The sequence below is a fragment of the Aeribacillus composti genome (assembly GCF_031760945.1).
Classification (GTDB): domain Bacteria; phylum Bacillota; class Bacilli; order Bacillales; family Aeribacillaceae; genus Aeribacillus; species Aeribacillus composti.
In genome coordinates this window covers 865,903-883,579 of the sequence record NZ_CP134501.1, presented here as the reverse complement: position 1 = coordinate 883,579, position 17,677 = coordinate 865,903, and the positions used below count along the sequence as shown (strand labels likewise).

General features: G+C 38.7%; 21 protein-coding genes. 8 read left to right on the top strand and 13 right to left on the bottom strand.

Annotated features, from left to right (window positions below):
- Window positions 1-3 precede the first annotated feature (3 nt).
- Both RI196_RS04375 and yutH read right to left on the bottom strand, forming a co-directional pair.
- A complete protein-coding gene (locus RI196_RS04375; protein WP_311066988.1) occupies window positions 4-963 on the bottom strand; it encodes a 2-hydroxyacid dehydrogenase in 960 nt (319 codons plus the stop codon).
- 138 nt (window positions 964-1,101) lie between these two features.
- Complete coding sequence (gene yutH, locus RI196_RS04370) at window positions 1,102-2,085, bottom strand: spore coat putative kinase YutH (RefSeq protein WP_066249218.1); 984 nt, start codon at window positions 2,083-2,085, stop codon at window positions 1,102-1,104.
- Window positions 2,086-2,298: 213 nt separating this feature from the next.
- Here yutH and RI196_RS04365 point away from each other — a divergent pair, with 213 nt between their 5' ends.
- Window positions 2,299-2,781 carry a phosphatidylglycerophosphatase A family protein gene (locus RI196_RS04365; protein ID WP_144597770.1) on the top strand — a complete coding sequence of 161 codons (483 nt, stop codon included), beginning with the start codon at window positions 2,299-2,301 and terminating at the stop codon, window positions 2,779-2,781.
- A 50-nt stretch (window positions 2,782-2,831) separates the two neighbouring features.
- Here RI196_RS04365 and nucF read toward each other — a convergent pair whose 3' ends face one another.
- Both nucF and hepT read right to left on the bottom strand, forming a co-directional pair.
- Window positions 2,832-3,599 carry a 5' nucleotidase NucF gene (gene nucF / locus RI196_RS04360; protein WP_144597771.1) on the bottom strand — a complete coding sequence of 256 codons (768 nt, stop codon included), beginning with the start codon at window positions 3,597-3,599 and terminating at the stop codon, window positions 2,832-2,834.
- Between the two features lie 27 nt (window positions 3,600-3,626).
- Window positions 3,627-4,064: a type VII toxin-antitoxin system HepT family RNase toxin gene (hepT, locus tag RI196_RS04355; RefSeq protein ID WP_094245252.1), complete on the bottom strand. Its 438-nt coding sequence runs from the start codon at window positions 4,062-4,064 to the stop codon at window positions 3,627-3,629.
- Between the two features lie 338 nt (window positions 4,065-4,402).
- Between hepT and RI196_RS04350 the strand changes: the two genes are divergently transcribed.
- From RI196_RS04350 to RI196_RS04340, 3 genes are all read left to right on the top strand, one after another.
- Window positions 4,403-4,585, top strand: coding sequence for a hypothetical protein (locus RI196_RS04350; protein ID WP_311066987.1), 183 nt, complete (start codon window positions 4,403-4,405; stop codon window positions 4,583-4,585).
- A gap of 61 nt (window positions 4,586-4,646) precedes the next feature.
- Window positions 4,647-4,913: a DUF3055 domain-containing protein gene (locus RI196_RS04345; protein ID WP_063387089.1), complete on the top strand. Its 267-nt coding sequence runs from the start codon at window positions 4,647-4,649 to the stop codon at window positions 4,911-4,913.
- A 58-nt stretch (window positions 4,914-4,971) separates the two neighbouring features.
- Window positions 4,972-5,253: a hypothetical protein gene (locus RI196_RS04340; RefSeq protein WP_063387090.1), complete on the top strand. Its 282-nt coding sequence runs from the start codon at window positions 4,972-4,974 to the stop codon at window positions 5,251-5,253.
- 62 nt (window positions 5,254-5,315) lie between these two features.
- Here RI196_RS04340 and RI196_RS04335 read toward each other — a convergent pair whose 3' ends face one another.
- Window positions 5,316-5,591 carry a YutD family protein gene (locus RI196_RS04335; protein ID WP_063387091.1) on the bottom strand — a complete coding sequence of 92 codons (276 nt, stop codon included), beginning with the start codon at window positions 5,589-5,591 and terminating at the stop codon, window positions 5,316-5,318.
- A gap of 114 nt (window positions 5,592-5,705) precedes the next feature.
- Between RI196_RS04335 and RI196_RS04330 the strand changes: the two genes are divergently transcribed.
- Window positions 5,706-6,338 (top strand): YhcN/YlaJ family sporulation lipoprotein, encoded by a 633-nt coding sequence (locus RI196_RS04330; RefSeq protein WP_094245251.1) that lies wholly within the window; start codon window positions 5,706-5,708, stop codon window positions 6,336-6,338.
- Between the two features lie 93 nt (window positions 6,339-6,431).
- Here the strand turns inward: RI196_RS04330 and lipA are convergent, their stop codons facing one another.
- Window positions 6,432-7,328 carry a lipoyl synthase gene (gene lipA / locus RI196_RS04325; protein ID WP_063387093.1) on the bottom strand — a complete coding sequence of 299 codons (897 nt, stop codon included), beginning with the start codon at window positions 7,326-7,328 and terminating at the stop codon, window positions 6,432-6,434.
- Between the two features lie 196 nt (window positions 7,329-7,524).
- Between lipA and RI196_RS04320 the strand changes: the two genes are divergently transcribed.
- Window positions 7,525-8,502: a M23 family metallopeptidase gene (locus tag RI196_RS04320; RefSeq protein WP_130157080.1), complete on the top strand. Its 978-nt coding sequence runs from the start codon at window positions 7,525-7,527 to the stop codon at window positions 8,500-8,502.
- Window positions 8,503-8,754: 252 nt separating this feature from the next.
- Here RI196_RS04320 and RI196_RS04315 read toward each other — a convergent pair whose 3' ends face one another.
- From RI196_RS04315 to RI196_RS04305, 3 genes are read right to left on the bottom strand one after another with little or no spacing between them, the layout of a single operon-like run.
- On the bottom strand, window positions 8,755-9,063 hold the full coding sequence (locus RI196_RS04315) for a YunC family protein (protein WP_063387095.1): 309 nt from the start codon (window positions 9,061-9,063) through the stop codon (window positions 8,755-8,757).
- Between the two features lie 57 nt (window positions 9,064-9,120).
- Window positions 9,121-10,530 (bottom strand): bifunctional metallophosphatase/5'-nucleotidase, encoded by a 1,410-nt coding sequence (locus RI196_RS04310; protein ID WP_066249209.1) that lies wholly within the window; start codon window positions 10,528-10,530, stop codon window positions 9,121-9,123.
- Window positions 10,523-11,413 carry a DUF72 domain-containing protein gene (locus RI196_RS04305; RefSeq protein WP_066249206.1) on the bottom strand — a complete coding sequence of 297 codons (891 nt, stop codon included), beginning with the start codon at window positions 11,411-11,413 and terminating at the stop codon, window positions 10,523-10,525. The genes RI196_RS04310 and RI196_RS04305 overlap by 8 nt, the downstream gene beginning before the upstream one ends.
- Before the next feature lie 471 nt (window positions 11,414-11,884).
- On the opposite strand from RI196_RS04305, the gene RI196_RS04300 reads away from it, so the two are divergent.
- On the top strand, window positions 11,885-12,070 hold the full coding sequence (locus RI196_RS04300; RefSeq protein ID WP_066249204.1) for a hypothetical protein: 186 nt from the start codon (window positions 11,885-11,887) through the stop codon (window positions 12,068-12,070).
- Complete coding sequence (locus tag RI196_RS18505) at window positions 12,067-12,393, top strand: hypothetical protein (protein ID WP_375338801.1); 327 nt, start codon at window positions 12,067-12,069, stop codon at window positions 12,391-12,393. The genes RI196_RS04300 and RI196_RS18505 overlap by 4 nt, the downstream gene beginning before the upstream one ends.
- Before the next feature lie 884 nt (window positions 12,394-13,277).
- Here the strand turns inward: RI196_RS18505 and sufB are convergent.
- The 4 genes from sufB to sufD are packed head-to-tail and all read right to left on the bottom strand — an operon-like array spanning window position 13,278 to window position 17,660.
- Window positions 13,278-14,675, bottom strand: coding sequence for a Fe-S cluster assembly protein SufB (gene sufB, locus RI196_RS04295; protein ID WP_063386926.1), 1,398 nt, complete (start codon window positions 14,673-14,675; stop codon window positions 13,278-13,280).
- 30 nt (window positions 14,676-14,705) lie between these two features.
- On the bottom strand, window positions 14,706-15,140 hold the full coding sequence (gene sufU / locus RI196_RS04290; protein WP_063386927.1) for a Fe-S cluster assembly sulfur transfer protein SufU: 435 nt from the start codon (window positions 15,138-15,140) through the stop codon (window positions 14,706-14,708).
- Entirely contained in the window at window positions 15,130-16,350 is a 1,221-nt protein-coding gene (locus RI196_RS04285) for a cysteine desulfurase (protein ID WP_063386928.1), read from the bottom strand. Before RI196_RS04285 ends, sufU begins: the two co-directional genes overlap by 11 nt.
- Window positions 16,350-17,660, bottom strand: coding sequence for a Fe-S cluster assembly protein SufD (gene sufD / locus RI196_RS04280; RefSeq protein WP_311066986.1), 1,311 nt, complete (start codon window positions 17,658-17,660; stop codon window positions 16,350-16,352). Before sufD ends, RI196_RS04285 begins: the two co-directional genes overlap by 1 nt.
- Between the last annotated feature and the right edge of the window lie 17 nt (window positions 17,661-17,677).

The following is a 17,677-nucleotide window of genomic DNA, read 5'->3' as shown; positions in this document are numbered from 1 at the left end:
CGTTTAAACAACGGCTGTTTTCGGTTTCTCGCCCGTTAACACACGTTGAATATTTTCGACGCAAAGTTCGATCATTTTTATGCGGGTTTCCCGACTCGCGCTGCCGATATGCGGAAGTGCTACAACTTGTTTCAATGATAAAAGCGGATGATTGGAATCAATCGGTTCTTCTTTAAACACATCCAATCCACAACCAGCGATTTCACCAGTTTTTAGAGCATTATACAAAGCGTTTTCATCAACAGATGCTCCTCTGCCAGCATTAACAAATATTGCACTTGTTTTCATTTTTTTAAAGGCTTCCTCGTCAAACAAGTTTTTCGTTTCATTTGTTAATGGCGTTAAATTAACGACAAAATCGGCTTTCTCCAGCAATTCATCAAATGTGCAGTATTTCGCTCCAAGCTCTTTTTCCACTTCCGGTTTCTTTGAACGATTATGATACAAAATTTCCATATCAAATCCTTTTGCCCGTCTCGCAACAGCTTCTCCAATTTTCCCCATCCCAACGATCCCAATCGTTTTATGATGGATATCGCTTCCCGCCAACAAAAATGGAGACCACCCTGTCCATTTTCCTTCTTTTACATACTCCGCAGCTTCAACCAATCTTCTTGCCGCTGCCATTAACAAAGCAAAGGTTAAATCGGCAGTCGTTTCTGTTAGTACATCCGGTGTATTAGTTACAGTCACGCCGTACTTTTTCGACGCTTCGAGATCGATATTGTCATACCCGACTGCTAAATTAGCAACGATTTTTAATTTTTTGGCTTTTTGAAGCAGTTCTTCATCCACCCGGTCTGACAGCATTGTAAGCAGAGCATCAGCTTTTTTTGCCTTTTCCAATAATACAGCCCTCGGACATGGAGAATCCTGCTCCCACATGTCGACAACTCCGATGGAACGAAGAGGATCCAATAGGTTTTCTGGCAGCTTTCTTGTTACAAAAATATATTGGGTCACTGATTCATCTTCTCCTTCTTCTAATAAATGGCTATTGTTTTGAATTGATATGACAAAATCGATGCTTTGTTCGAAACAGCAGCAAGATTTTAGCTGCTTTCTTTTTTATGATACCACAACAAAATGCAAATGAACCTTTTATAACCATGTCAAAGCCGGCAATACAATTTGCTTTTTCCTCAAATATATCATAGATGAAAACGAAGATAAAAATTGCTCATATTGCGAAGATGTTTGCAAAATTTTTTCCATTTGAAATTGCAGAGAATCCCTTTCTTCTTCCTCTGCAAGATAATAGTTTTCAACACATTCAAAATAATGAACAGGAAACAAAAGCCTGCTAAAAACTAACCGCCAAAAAAAAGAGGATAACGGAGACGCTCGGTCGTATTCTGCCAAAAAAAGCTCATCAATTGTTTGCCTTCCTGTCAGAAAATCATACCTTAAACATTCAGCAATATCTCTTCCTCCATGATCAAAAACGAAATCAACAGGCAATGAAAATGCGTTTTCCCATGTTTCTCTCGTAAAACGTTGATGACATATGGTGCCGGAATCAACCGGCAATGGTCGATCATCAAGCTCAGTATCCGCTAAATATTGGATGGCATTTTCGCCTAAGCCTAAATAATATGGAAAGGATTCAATAAATAGCTTGTCAAAGGCGTGATGAGGCTTTGAAGCAATTTGAATACTCCAAAATTGCTCCATTTGATCGATCCGCCTTGCCCATAAATTTCTCCATTGCCCAATTCGATTCGAATGAACGGGAGTAAAAGGCAGCCTTCTGCCAACTTCGTGAAAAAATGACAGCTCTTTTCCGAGAGAAGTTATATTAAGCCGCTTTGTTTGTTGAGGTATTTGAAACACAGCGTAGCGCGTTCCATTATGTTCTGCCGTAAGATCCCCATTTACAGTTAATAAAAACGAAGCAGCTTTTCTCTCGTTAGTCATAAGGAGATAACGACTCATTTCATACAGTTCATAAAGCTCCTTATGGTCAATATGTGAAACAGCAGCAATAAAACCGATATTTCTTTTTGTTTTAAACCCCTGCCATTGCCCAATTGAAAAAAAGTCGAGTACATCTATTCCATAATGCTTTTTTAAAAGCTCTTTCATTCCTAATTCCCCCTATAAATCCATTTTTCAAAAAAACACCCCAATATAAATAATGAAAAAATGCCATAAACTATAACATGTAGAAAAGCTTTTGTGTATACAATATAAAAAAGATGTTGATGCTTTTTGAAAATTTAAGCAAGAATTTATTGAAATCGGCGTCACAGCCGATTTCAGCACTTTCATATACTTGTAAAAGATAGGGTGAACGACATGGATAAAATAGAGCAAACTGCAAGAAAATGGCTGAAAGATAGAGGAGTTACACCGGATGACATCGCAGAGCTCGTCTATTTTTTACAGCAGCAATATTATCCAAACTTAACAAAAGAAGACTGTTTGCAAAACGTGGAAAGAGTTCTTTCGAAAAGAGAGGTTCAAAATGCCATTTTAACCGGAATTCAATTAGATGTTCTAGCAGAAAAGGGGGATTTACAGGAGCCTCTTCAATCGATCATCCAATCGGATGAAGGATTATATGGAATTGATGAAATTCTTGCATTTTCCATTGTGAATATTTACGGATCAATCGGGTTTACGAACTATGGCTATATCGATAAACAAAAGCCTGGTATACTTGCTCATTTAAACGATAAAAGCACAGGTAAGTGTCATACTTTTCTAGATGATATTGTCGGAGCCATTGCAGCGGCAGCTTCAAGCCGGCTCGCCCATCGATCCACTGATTCACAGTAGGGGCAGCGGAGCACCTATTGTGAAATCAGCTGGAAAAGAAAAAGGCTTCATCATAGCACATGCCATTCCAAAAGGTTATTCACTGTATAAGTCGGTTGTATTTCTTTGTGTTTTAAGTGTTCTTTCGTTGTTACGCCTGTATGCACAAGAAGGGTGTCCATCCCTGATTGGATACCTGCCTTAATATCCGTCTCGTAATTATCTCCGACAAGAAGCGTTTCTTCTTTTTTCGTTTTCAGCATTTTCAGCCCTTGCTCTACAATAATTTTTTCAGGTTTTCCGATAAAAATCGGCTGAACATTTGTAGATACTGAAATGACCGATGTAATGGCGCCATTGCCTGGAAGCAGTCCTCGCTCAGTCGGCAGAGCAGTATCCCCGTTTGTTGAAATAAATGTTGCACCTGCGCGAACCGCTAAACAGGCCTTGGCAAGCTTTTCATAATTGATGTTTCGGTCAATACCCACAACGACAAAATCCGGATTTTCATCGACGAAGCGAAAACCTTTTTCCTCCAAGGCCTTTCGCAGCCCCTCTTCACCGATTACATATATAGAAGCATTTTGTTTTCTTTCCCAAATAAAATTGGCTGTGGCAATGCTTGAAGTTAAAATTTGATGCTCTTCCGCCGGAATGCCGAGACTGATTAGTTTTTCAGCTACTTGCTTCGGGGTTTTAGAAGAATTGTTTGTCATAAATAAGTACGAAATTCCTTTTTCCTTCAGTTTTTTAACAAATTCTTCAGCTTCTTCAATTTTTTCTGTACCCCGATACATGGTGCCGTCTAAATCGATGAAATATCCTTTATATTTCTTCAATTTTTTTTCACTCCTTCAATCAATCCATTACGGCTTAAAAGCTGTAACTGGTCCAAGTTCATCTTCCAAGTAGGTTCGAACACGATGGCAAAAATTTCTCAAAACTTGTAAATGGGTTGATATTGAATCATACAGTTCTTCATGCCGTATGTTTAAATAATCTTGAACGAGCATTTTTCTGTAGGAAATTAATTTTTTTAATCCTTCCGCATCCCTGCTGTCAACGACAGATTCATCTTCTAAAATGTCAATAATATCTTCATAGCTTCCCGGGTCCCGCATAATAAAACCGTCAATAATTCCGTTTCCGATATCTAAAATCGCCTCAATCAACAATTGGGCAATCCGCTCCAACGCTTTTTTTTCAACATCAGACTCCCACTGTTGATGTCCTTCAAACATGGATACAAGATCTTCTACAAATTTTACAGTATCTTCAATCTTTTTTCTGTCCACAAAATACATATAATTTCTTTCCTTTCTTAAGGTTTTTGTATCCGTTTTTTATTTTACCATACTCGACCATTTGAACTACCTACTACTTTACACACTTTTGAGTTTTTTAAAGCAGAGCACTAAAATCCTCTCGTTAGACGGATCGATTTTGGCAAACAGAGCTGATGTTTCTAAAATTTGGATTTCGTGATTGAGCAGGCGTAAGCTTTCCGCGGTTTGATACATCTTGCATGCCGGGTAGGATCCGCTTAGATTTTTTCAATTTAATAAAGAAATTCCTAAACGCGCACAAAAAATTGCTTTTACAGATGACGATTTTTCATGACAAGCAGAGGAGGATTTTGAATATGACTTTCGTGCCGATTCATGATATGTTTCTCCAATTAACTTCCCATTCGATACAGAAATCATGGCTGATGGCAGCAGATGTGCGGGCTGATAAAAAAATTGTGTTATTTTGCTTCTATTTCAACAGAAAAATCGCTATGCGAATCGAAACAGAGGTAAGTTTTCTCACAAATTTGCGATAAATCGTTGTGAATGCATCATCTTATGCTACAATGCAATTATAAGAAACGGAGGTAATGAACCATGGCCGAACGCTTTTTTTTGTATGATGAAACCGTCGAGACAAAAACAAGATTTGTTAGCTTTATGGGAGAAAATCAACGCTTTGATTTAGCCATTATTCAATCGGACCGCTATTACGGAAAATATCTTGTACTAAATTTGCAAAGCAACCGGTTTGCGATCATTGGGGAAGATGATCTTAAAGAACCGGGGTATTTAGAAGATGTTTATCAATTAAATGATGAAGACGCAAAAGAGCTTCGGGAGTTTTTATATGAGATCGTCTAATGTATAAATTACCTTCCATGAGGAACGATAATGGTAAAATCATGGACAGGTGAACAAAATGGACAAACAAAATGAATATACTGATTTTTCAGTAGTGGAAACAATGCGAAACTATATTATCCCGGAGGATATGCCGGAAGGCGCCTACGGAGCTCCGCGGGGAAAGGATGAACCTGTGGAGAATAAAAGCACACCTTGGGAAGAAGGTCAGCGTCCATATAGCAGTTTTAACTATGAATTCAAATCCTTGCATCAGAATTTGCCGAGACAATTTCCGGGCAGTCATCCTCCTCATGATGAACCTGATAAAAATGAAGAAGACCCGTATGAAATAAAGTAATCAGGACGGCTGTATGCCGTCCTGATTACTTTTTCACACCCAGATGTTTTTGCATCTGGCGTTTATTTTTTTATTTTCTTTAATACAAAATAAGCACAGCCGAAATTGCAATATTCATACAAATATTCATCTAATGAGCTGATTTTCGTATCATGTGTTGCTTTTTGGTTTTGATCATCAAAAAATCCTCTCAGCCGCAATTGGCTATATCCCCAATCGCCGACAATATAATCATATTTGTTTAAAATTTCACTGTACCTTGCTTTAAAAGCCTCTTCATTAAAACCATTTTTAAAATCTTTTATAAGCTCGTATGTTTGATTAAAAATTGTGATCATTTACAAATTCACCCTCTTCCATATGTTTATCATAAACAAATGATTTCCCTCCATCAATTGCCTGACAACAATTTTTTAAAAGCGGCAATCCTAAAATTATAAGGAGGTGCTGAAATGAAAAAAAGGCTTTTTACTCCTTTTATCATAGCTGCGCTTGCAGCCAGCGGGTGCCAATATGATCAAGAAGGAAAAGGTCTATATAATGAAAACGGGAATACGGTAAACGTGGCAGAAAGAAATGATAATTATAACAGCAATAAAGATTCAGACAGCTTTGGATATGTCCGGCATCAAAAAAGTCCAACAGCCGGAATAGAGAAAGCCACAGTAAAAACTCCTGTCATCAATCGGGAACAATTAGCAGACGTAATCGGAAGGCTTGCCGTCCAGCTTCCAAATGTTCATGATGCTGCTACGCTCGTAACAGATGAAGAAGTTCTTATAGCGTATAAAACCGATTCAAACAACAAATTTGAAACAGCTGACCAAGTGAAAAAGACAGCTGCATCCATTGTTCCGCGTTATTTTCATATTTATGTAACCGATAATCCTAATCTGTTTAAAGAAATCGAATCATACAGCACTCTTGATGGAGAGTCTCCAAATATTAACCGCAATTTAAACCAGACCATTCAGCGCATGTTAAAGTCTCCCCAAGGAAGAAAATTGAATGCTGGTGAAAATGCAAATGGCGAAGGATTCGGAGAAATGAACGAAAGTATTGATCACGACATAAAAGATCAATGAAATAAACGTTGATGCATAGGTGAATTTTTTAGAGGTTATTTACCTATTTTTATTAAAACGGGCCGTCAAGAAATTCTTGACGGCTCTGTGGCTTTAAGCTTTTGCCTGCCGCTGTTTGGCTGCCTCATTTACTTGTTCATCAGCATGATAAGACGAACGGACTAACGGACCTGCCTCGCAATGGCTGAATCCTTTTGACAAAGCAATTTCTTTTAATTCTGCAAATTCATCTGGATGGTAAAATTTTTGAACTTTTAAATGTTTTTTCGTAGGCTGCAAATATTGTCCGATTGTGATGATGTCAACATGATTTGCACGAAGGTCGTCCATCGCTTCGATAATTTCTTCTTTCGTTTCCCCAAGCCCGATCATAATGCTTGATTTTGTCGGAATATCCGGATTGATTTCTTTTGCTCTCCGCAAAAACTCCAAAGAACGTTCATAGGTTGCACGAGCGCGAACCCTTGGGGTTAAGCGCCGAACAGTTTCAATATTATGGTTTAAAATATCAGGTTTAGCGTCCATTAATGTTTTTAAATTTTCGTACACTCCGCCCATGTCAGATGGAAGAACTTCTATTGTAGTAAATGGATTTTTTTTGCGCACAGCACGAACCGTTTCAGCAAAAACGGCTGCTCCGCCATCTTTCAAATCATCACGGGCAACTGCAGTGATGACAACATGCTTTAAGTTCATAATGCGGACGGAATCCGCTACACGCTCCGGCTCTTGCCAATCAAGCTCGGTTGGCAGTCCTGTTTTCACTGCACAGAAGCGGCATGCGCGTGTACAAACGCTTCCTAAAATCATAAATGTTGCCGTTCTTCTCACTGCCCAGCATTCATGAATATTGGGGCATTTCGCTTCTTCACAAACCGTATGAAGCTTTTGCTCGCGCATCAATTTTTTTAACCCTGTGTAATTCTCGTTTGTATTTAATTTTATTTTAAGCCATTCAGGTTTTCGTAAACTTTCTTCTTTTTGAGCCATTTTTCATCATCTCCAATATGTAATCATTAAAAAAATAAAGATGATACACTATAGTCAATTTAACATAAGGAAAGATATTGGACAAGAAAAAGGAATTTTATATTCCTTCAATTTCCAGCCATTGAAACTTTACTTTTTTCTTACACTAAGACATGACATGATGGAAAGGAGTTTATCAATTGTGGTTCTCAGAAAAATGTTATTATTGGCTGCACTTTTATCTTTATTTTCCAGCCATGCCAATGCGTCCAGTCAATTAACTGAACAACAAATAAATCATTTGCGAATGAGCCTGTATAAAAAGGTGGAAGCCATCACCCAGATTCCTTGGTATGTATTGGCTGCGTGCGACCAATACGAACGAAACGTCAGAAAAATAAAAAATGATATCCCAAAACAAAAAGGAGTTATTGGCATTTACATTCCTCCTGATAAATGGGCTGGGACAGCCAATCCGAATTTGAACGACCAAAATCCGGTTAGCATTCAGCTGTTCGGGGGAATCGGAATGGATGGAAACGGCGACGGCAAAGCGCAAATGGATCATGATGAAGATGTCTTATATAGTTTTGCACATTTTTTATCAAAATATGGTAATGATATAGAAAATTTAAAAATTGGTTTATGGTCTTATTATCACCGTGATAAAACGGTCGGAATTATTTTAGGTCATATGAAATTGTTCAAACATTTCGGGCATCTGCAATTAAACGAGCATGCTTTTCCTCTTCCCGTCAGAACTGATTACAGCTACCGTGACACATGGGGAGATGCGCGCGGATGGGGCGGCCGGAGAATTCATGAAGGCACAGATATATTTGCACATTATGGCGTACCGGTTCGTTCCACTTGCTACGGAATTGTCGAAATGAAAGGCTGGAATCGCTATGGGGGCTGGAGAATCGGTATTCGGGACATTCAGAATACGTACCATTATTTTGCACATTTAAACGGCTTTGCCAAAGACATTCACGTTGGACAAATCGTAAAACCGGGGCAAATCATCGGTTCTGTCGGAAGCAGCGGCTACGGCCCTCCAGGAACATCTGGCAAATTCCCGCCGCACTTGCATTACGGGATGTATAAAGACAACGGTAAAACCGAGTGGTCTTTTGACCCTTATCCGCATTTAAAACTATGGGAACGGCTTGAATGGCAAAAAGAAAAAAAATAAAGAGCCCGCACCAACTCAGGAACGGGCTCTTTATGAATCAATTTTATGTTTTTTACTCGACTGAATGGCAATTGCTTGCGGCTATATCGCTGATCAAATGATAGAAAATACTTTTTCATGTCTGTTGAAAAAAAATCCATTAAGGAATACATCTTATTTAAATTCATAGATGGTACGTTTTGGAAACTTCTTTCATCTGTACACTATAGATGAGCAATAATCATTCTTTTATAAAAAGATAATGGTTGTTTTTTATTTTTCTACCATTTTCAATAGTGCTTCTTTGCCTGTCATCCCTGCTTTAATGCCAATTGCCTCCGCTTCTGTTGTGACTGATTCCAATGGGGCTTCAAGAAGCTGCTCAATTGTCCTCACTCCGACAGCGCGGCCGGCAATAATTTTTCTCTCTTTTAATTTTTCATTCAATAAGGCTACATCAAGCGCACCGCACATAATATAACCTTTTTCGGCTGTAACAGCCATGAAATTCGTTTTTGGCAGCTGAATGGTAATGGCGGTAAATTGATGATCACCAATTTTAACCGGCGATACAGATACCATAAAATACCCTCCTTCCCTACTTCACTTTATGAAAGGAAAGGTGATGTTGACAAAAATTTATTGATGGATTTGCAGGAACTGTTTCGATAATTTCCAAGCAAGTACATCTCTTAGCAATTCAGGCATGAAGTATATTTTATTCTTTACACGGCTTAATTGCGGATATAATGGACCTAATGTAAACATATCAATAGTTGCCACTGCATACACATGATTTTGATCAAGATGTTTTCCATTTACAAAGATCTTTTTCACATGTTCCTTGCCATCTTCCAACGTTTCCATGACCGTTTCAATGCCGTCAAAAACCATACGCCCCATTACTTTGCCTCTGAAGCCTAATCCTTTAAGCTTCAATTGCTCCATTTCTTTTGTCCGTGCTTGTAAAATAACTTCTTTTAATTGATCGCCTTGAACCATGATTTTACAAGGATTAATCGGATGAGGACAAATCCGGTGCAAATCGCCTTTTGTGACGAGTCCTTTCGGAAGCGATTCAAGCAATACTCCGGCATTCACCATGGAAACTTCCCCATCGCACCATTCTTTTAAAGCGGAAGCCAACAGTTTTGCAAATGGTGAATCTGAAAACCAATCAATCCGTAATTCTTCTTTTAATTCCACAACAGCTTCGTTAAGTTTTTGAGCACTTTCAGCTTTTTTTTGATCAAGCCACTTTATAGTAAAAACATCTTCTTTTTCAATCGTTTTCGTTTCAATAATCTCCGCTTTTTTATTTACCAGCTTCTTTTGAGCAGAGTCGATCTTAAGTTCAATATGTCCAAGCCACTGTCCAAACTTTCCTGCTCCCGCCAAAAGCGTATTGCCTACAAGCTTTCCACGATCAAGCACATGATGTGTATGGGCTCCTAATATAACATCGATATCAGGAAATTGTTGAGCAATCCATTCATCATCGGATATTCCAAGGTGTGATAAAAGAATGATAACATCTGCTTTGCCCCGGATTTCCTCCAATGTTTCTTTTATATTTGCCATCGGTTCTGTTATCATCCACCCTAACTGACGGTAAAATTGCTCAAAGCAAACCGTTACGCCTAAAATACCGATTCGGACTCCATTTTGTAAATGTTTAATCACATAAGGCTTTGCCCATTTTGGTCTAGTACCGTCTAAGTAAAATAAATTAGACACAATGACAGGGAATTGTGCATGATTATACAGCCGATCCAATGCTTCAAAAGGAAGAGTAATTCCTTCATTATTTCCAATCGTTATTGCATCTGGAGTTAAATGATTCAGCAGCTCAACATTTGCGACTCCCCCGGTCGCTTCAGTAATTGGGTGAAAGCGATCGACGTGATCGCCGATATCGAATAAAAAAACAGTTTCGTTTTTACTTTTATGAATATGTTTTTTTGTTTTTAGATAATGAACGATTTTCGGCCAATTTTCAAAATGACTGTGCAGATCATTCGTATGATATATATGAACCGTCTCAATCAAAGTCGCTCTCTCCTTCAGTGGGATACTTTTCAAAACACTCAAATAAATCAAGCTGCCTTGGCGCTAAATCATGATATGTAATTCCTAACTTTTTCATCAGTTCTTTTCCATTGTCCGCCGCGTCTCCGCCCGAGTTGTTGTTGAAAATGAGATAGAGATCTTTAGTTTGCTTTTTCAGCATTTTTATGTGTCCTTTCCATTCATCAAGCTCTTGTTCATTATATCTATATAAATATCGTACTTCACGCCAATTCCCTTCTTTTGGCCTCAGCCATCCATGAACATTTCGTCCATGAAATCTTACCAAGGTCTTTTCTCTATTCGTGCAATATAATACGGTCGGAACTGAATTTTCCCCTGCCTGCGGCTCATCACAAATGGTGTGAATCCACCCTTCCTTCTCCATGAATTGAAGCGTTTTTTCATAATATGTAGGAAGGAACCAGGAGCGGTGGCGAAATTCTAGTGCACAAGGGGCATCCTTCATTTGCTCTTTGCACCATCGCAAGAAATCAACATTTTCTCTTTTGCAGTGAAACCAAGGGGGAAATTGAAAAAGAACCATTGCCAATTTATTCGCTTCTTGAAAGGGCTGAATCATTTTATAAAAAGCAGCGAACATTTCTGAGCGGCTTTCGAAAGATCCTAAGCCTGTTTCGTGTCCAGTCATTCCTTTATACGCCTTTACAATGAATTGAAAATTTTGGGGCGTCTCGTTCACCCATTTTCGAACGTTTTTCTCAGGCTGTATCGAATAAAAAGTGGAATCGACCTCAACAACAGGAAAATGTCCTGCATAAATCGTTAATTTATCATTCGATGATGTTCCGGATGGATAGAGAGAATCATGATCTCCCCAACCTGTCAAGCCTATGTAAATCATTTCTTACTCCTATCAATGTAGTCTTTATATACTCATCATAATACAGCATCGAAAAAGATTCACGATTTAAGCACTTTTTTGTTATAAAAGGCTGGCAGTATTTTTGGACATTGTATTTATAACAACAATAAAAATAAAGAGTTTTGCAACAAAAAAGTTCAAATATCTCATCCTGTACAGTTGCTGATCGAAAAAACAGGTAAAGTAAAGATGTTATAAGGATCTATGATCAGGAAAAAATTCACAGATTCATCATTTACAACTTGAAAAAGCTGATGCTGCCAATTGGACTACTTCAGATAGAAAAATTACAGAAAATGGTATAATAAACATATAAGAGCACAGTTTGGCCAAATGATAAAATACACCGTATTCGACAATTTTAGTAACCTCATACAACTGTAAAAGGATTTCCACAGAAAGATTGTTAGTCCTTGTTGGATGAATGATAAAAGGAGTGATAGCCACAACATGTCAGTACGAATCAAAATGACTTTAGATGCTTTGAATAAAAGACTAGATGAAAAGAATATGCTGGTTGTTCAAAATGAAGAAGGATTTTTAGGAAAACTACAATTTCGTTTCAATCCCCCTGCAATAGAAGAAGAAATCAAGAAGCTGCCTTTTAATATTCCTGTGACTATGAAGACTTTCTGAAAATATGTAATGGTGCTACATTATTTGATGATCCTGAAAACGGAGGTGGACTGCAATTATTATCTATCGAAGAGATACTAGAGGATTATCAATATATTGATTATCCTTCAGATTGGTTTCCTATTGGATATGGCTACGATGGCTGCCGGCTCATTATAGCTCCAGCTCCCGAAAGAAAAGGATATCTTTATTGGCTTGACAACGGCGGAAGTTTGGACGATCCGTTTGGGTTTCTAAACCTGACTTTTGAAAAATGGTTTGATTACTTTATAGTAGCCCAAGGTAGTAAGTTTTGGGAATGGACATGTGATTTTAATAGGTAAATTATCGCTTAGGGCTAAATATATTTTGATCGTATAAATGAGTTTGCTTCTTCTTTATGAAAGGATCTCATTAAAAAGGATGCGGCTTCAGAAAATGACGCGCAATACACATGTATTGAGGTGGTTGTGTTGAAGATCGTGAAAGAAGCCGTGATTGTTTCTCTTGTACTCCATAATTATATATTTTAGGAACAGTTATATTTGGCCAACATCTTATACTCCTAATATGATGAATTTTTATTAGGAGATGAAATTACTGCAAATAATATAGCATTTGGTTTTATCAATCCATTATTTTTCTTGTTATCTTTTATTCTCCTTGCAGTAATTTGCGGCTCGGTTTTATTTTTGTATGAGAAGATGTTCAAGCCTCATAGAAAAACGTAAGCCATCATTTATGGTGTTCTAGAGGAGAGGGGCAAGCGAAATTTTAAAGCCTTCTGATTCTTCTTTCTCACAGCCACTATTGGCATTGGAGAAAAGCTGTTATGCAATGTAAACTATTAGAAATAGTCCGGTGAGTGACGTTTCCTGCTTGTGACCGCCACAGAAGTGTGCAAACATGCAAACTCCCTGTTTTTTCTTTACATGATGCTCTCCTTTAGCTGGAGCGAAAGATTAAGATACTAAAGCATAAAAATACCGCTGACACATATCTCCATGTGACCAAGAAAATTGAGGACGAGGCACTGGAGTTGTATTAACGGTATAATACAAACATGAATATCTAATTTTTGTGGGTGAATTGTGGGACTGTCCGAAAAGTCAAATCCCCATTGAAAACAAAAAATTATAAACACCGATATATCAACTTTTCTAAAATAATGGGGGCGTCAATAAGCCGTAAAAACGACTTATTAGACACCCCCTTAGTATTATAAGGATTATCCAATACTTCCTTCCATTTCAAACTTGATGAGGCGGTTCATTTCAACGGCGTATTCCATTGGCAGCTCTTTTGTGAATGGTTCAATGAATCCCATAACGATCATTTCGGTTGCTTCCTCTTCAGAAATGCCGCGGCTCATGAGATAAAACAGCTGCTCTTCAGATACTTTCGATACTTTTGCTTCATGTTCCAAAGATATATTATCGTTTAGGATTTCATTATATGGAATCGTGTCGGAAGTTGATTGGTTATCCATGATTAATGTGTCGCATTCAATGTTTGCACGTGCTCCATCTGCTTTCCGACCAAAATGGACAATACCTCGGTACGTTACTTTTCCACCTTGTTTCGAGATCGATTTCGAAACAATCGTAGATGAAGTATTCGGCGCTAAATGAAGCATTTTCGCTCCTGCATCTTGATGTTGACCTTTACCGGCAAGGGCAATGGACAATGTCATGCCCCGTGCACCTTCACCTTTCAATACGACTGCAGGATATTTCATAGTTAATTTCGAACCGATGTTTCCGTCAATCCATTCCATTGTTGCATTTTCTTCACAAACCGCACGTTTCGTTACTAAGTTATACACATTGTTTGCCCAGTTTTGAATCGTTGTATAGCGGCAATAGGCTCCCTTTTTCACAATGATTTCTACAACAGCACTGTGCAGCGAGTTAGTTGTGTAGACAGGCGCCGTACATCCTTCAACATAATGAACGTGGGCACCTTCATCAACTATAATTAACGTACGTTCAAATTGTCCCATGTTTTCTGAATTAATTCGGAAATATGCTTGCAAAGGCGTATCAACTTTTACTCCAGGCGGAACGTAAATAAATGAACCCCCTGACCAAACTGCAGAGTTTAAAGCGGCAAATTTGTTATCAGTCGGCGGAACGACCGTCGCCCAATATTTTTTAAAGATGTCCTCGTTTTCTTTTAAGGCGCTGTCTGTATCTTTAAAAATGATGCCCATTTTTTCAAGGTCTTCTTTCATATTGTGATACACAACTTCTGATTCGTATTGGGCAGAAACACCTGCTAAATATTTTTGTTCCGCTTCAGGAATTCCGAGCTTATCAAAAGTGCGTTTAATTTCTTCTGGAACTTCATCCCAAGAACGTCCTGAGTGTTCAGAAGGTTTTACGTAATAAGTAATTTCATCGAAATCTAAAGCAGACAAATCGCCGCCCCATTGAGGCATTGGCATTTTATAAAAATGGTCTAAAGCTTTCAAGCGGAATTGCAGCATCCACTCAGGCTCATTTTTCATTTTCGAAATTTGTTCAACAATTTCTCTTGTCAATCCGCGTTCTGCTCGGTATATAGAAACGTCTTTATCGACAAAACCATACTTATAATCGCCTATTTCAGGCATTTTTTTCGCCATACTTTCTCACTCCAATCTAATTTAATTTTATCACTCGACTTCAGATCGCACACCTTTTTCCATCGCTTTCCAGGCAAGCGTTGCACATTTGATTCGAGCTGGAAATTTTGAAACGCCTTGCAATGCTTCAATATCTCCTAAATCAATATCATCATCGTATTCCTTGCCTTGCATCATATCGGAGAAGATTTTAGAAAGCTTAAGAGCATTTTCAATCGTTTGTCCTTTGATCGCTTCGGTCATCATGGATGCCGATGACATCGAAATGGAGCAGCCTTCCCCTTCAAACTTCGCATCGATGACTTTTCCATCTTCAATTTTCATTGTCAAATGAATTCTATCACCGCAGGTTGGATTGTTCATGTCAACCGTAACGCTGTCTTGAAGAGAGCCTTTATTTCTAGGATTTTTATAGTGATCCATAATGACTTGACGATACAATGTGTCAAGATTATCAAATGACATTGCCGAAATACTCCTTTGTTTTTTGAATTGCGCGAATGAATAAATCAATTTCTTCTTCAGTATTATATAGATAAAAGCTCGCCCGTGCTGTCGCTGATACTTCTAAGCATTTCATCAATGGCTGGGCGCAATGGTGCCCGGCTCGGATCGCAATACCTTCCGCATCCAGAACAGTTGCCACATCGTGAGGATGAATGCCTTCGAGGTTGAAGGTAACGAGCCCAGCCCGTTCTTTCGGTCCGTAAATTGTCATGCCTTCAATATTTGAGCATTGCTCCAATGCATATTGTGCAAGTCTATGTTCATGATTGAAAATATTCTCAAGCCCAATTTCTTCCAAAAAGTCAATTGCTGCGGCTAATCCAACTGCTCCGGCAATAATTGGTGTACCAGCTTCAAATTTCCATGGGAGCTCCTTCCATGTAGATTCATATAAACCGACAAAATCAATCATCTCTCCGCCGGTTTCAACCGGTTCCATATTTTCGAGCAGCTCTTTTTTTCCGTATAGAACACCGATTCCTGTCGGAGCACACATTTTATGTCCCGAGAAAGCAAGAAAATCACAATTTAAATCTTGAACATCAATTTTCATATGTGGTGCTCCTTGAGCAGCATCTACGACAAGAACAGCTCCGTTTTGATGAGCAATTTCGCCTATTTCTTTTACTGGATTGATCGTGCCAAGAACATTGGATACGAGCGCAATCGAAACAATTTTCGTATTGGCTGTAATCGTATTTCGAACATCACTTAACGAGATAGTTCCGTCTTCTTTTAGTGGTATATATTTTAACGTAGCTCCTGTTTCTTTTGCAACTTGCTGCCATGGAATTAAATTGGCATGATGCTCCATGTACGTAATGACAATTTCATCGCCTTCATTTAAATTGGCCCTTCCATAGCTCTGTGCCACCATATTTAGTCCTGTTGTTGTTCCCCGTGTAAAAATAATTTCCTGGACGGATTTTGCGTTAATAAATTGACGAACTCTTTCCCGTGAACCTTCATAGGCATCTGTAGCTTTTGTACCAAGTGTATGAACACCGCGATGCACATTTGAATTGTACTCGCGGTAGTATTTTGTGATTGCATCAATGACGACATTTGGCTTTTGCGATGTTGCAGCATTATCCAAATAAACTAAATCGCGGCCGTTGACCTTTTGACTAAGGATCGGGAACTGTTTGCGAATTTCTTTAATATCCATTACCGAACTTTCCTTTCAATAACCTCTGTCAATTGGTTTTTTACACTTTCAATCGGCATTTGTCTTACAACAGGATCTAAAAATCCATGAATAATTAATCGCTCAGCCTCCGATTTTGAAATTCCTCTGCTCATTAAATAGTAGAGCTGAATCGGGTCAACACGTCCCACAGATGCGGCATGGCCGGCGACAACATCATCTTCATCAATGAGCAAAATCGGATTTGCGTCTCCTCTTGCCTTTTCACTTAACATTAAAACGCGGGATTCCTGCTCAGCATTTGATTTCGATGCACCGTGCTCAATTTTGCCGATGCCGTTAAAAATGGACGTCGCACTGTCTTTCATAACACCATGTTTTAAAATGTTGCCTTCGGTATGTTTGCCAAAGTGAACGACCTTCGTCGTAAAGTTTTGAATCTGGCTTCCTCTCCCAACAACAACTGTTTTTGTATCGCCTATAGAACCGTCTCCGACAAGATTTGTTGTGTTTTCAGAAATCGTATTGCCGTCATTCATTAATCCTAATGCCCAAAGAATTTTTGCATCGCGTCCAGCAACCCCGCGGCGGTTCACATATGTTGTGATGTTTTCAGTCAGATTGTCAACCGCACCGTAAGAAACTTTCGCATTAGTATTGGCGATAACTTCGGTAATTAAATTAAACACAGCACCCTCTGTTTCGGTGGTCGAGATGTAGTTTTCGACATACGTAACAGAACTATTATCATCCGCAACGATGATCACATGATTAAACAAATTGGCTTCAGGGTTTTCATGTATAAAAACCGCCTGAAGAGGCTTTTCCACTTCTACATTTTTCGGCACATACACAAAGACCCCGCCGTTTAAATAGGCTGCGTGCAAAGCTGTCAGCCGATGTTCATCAATTTTTACTCCATCTTTCATAAAATATTGCTGAAGCAAGTCTCCGTGTTCCTTCGCAGCCGTGTGAATGTCAGTAAAAATAACTCCTTTTTCTTTCAAATCTTCAGAGACTGTCAAAAAAGCAGGCGTATTGTCACGTTGTATATAGAGATTTTTATGTTCTTCATCTGCGTCAATAAGCGTTTTTACTTCTTCCGGCAGCTCATCAAGAGAAGATAGAGTGCTGCTGGAAACGACATGTTTAGAAAACTGAGAGAAATTCCATTTGTCGATTTTTGTTTTATCCGGCTTTGGCAATGGAAGCTCTTCAGCTTTTGCAAGAGCAAGCAAGCGAAGATCTTTCAGCCAGTCCGGTTCACCTAACTGTTTGGAGAAATTTTCTATATATTTCTGGTCAAACGGTAGTTTCGTTTCTACAGTCATTTTGATCCTCCTAACAC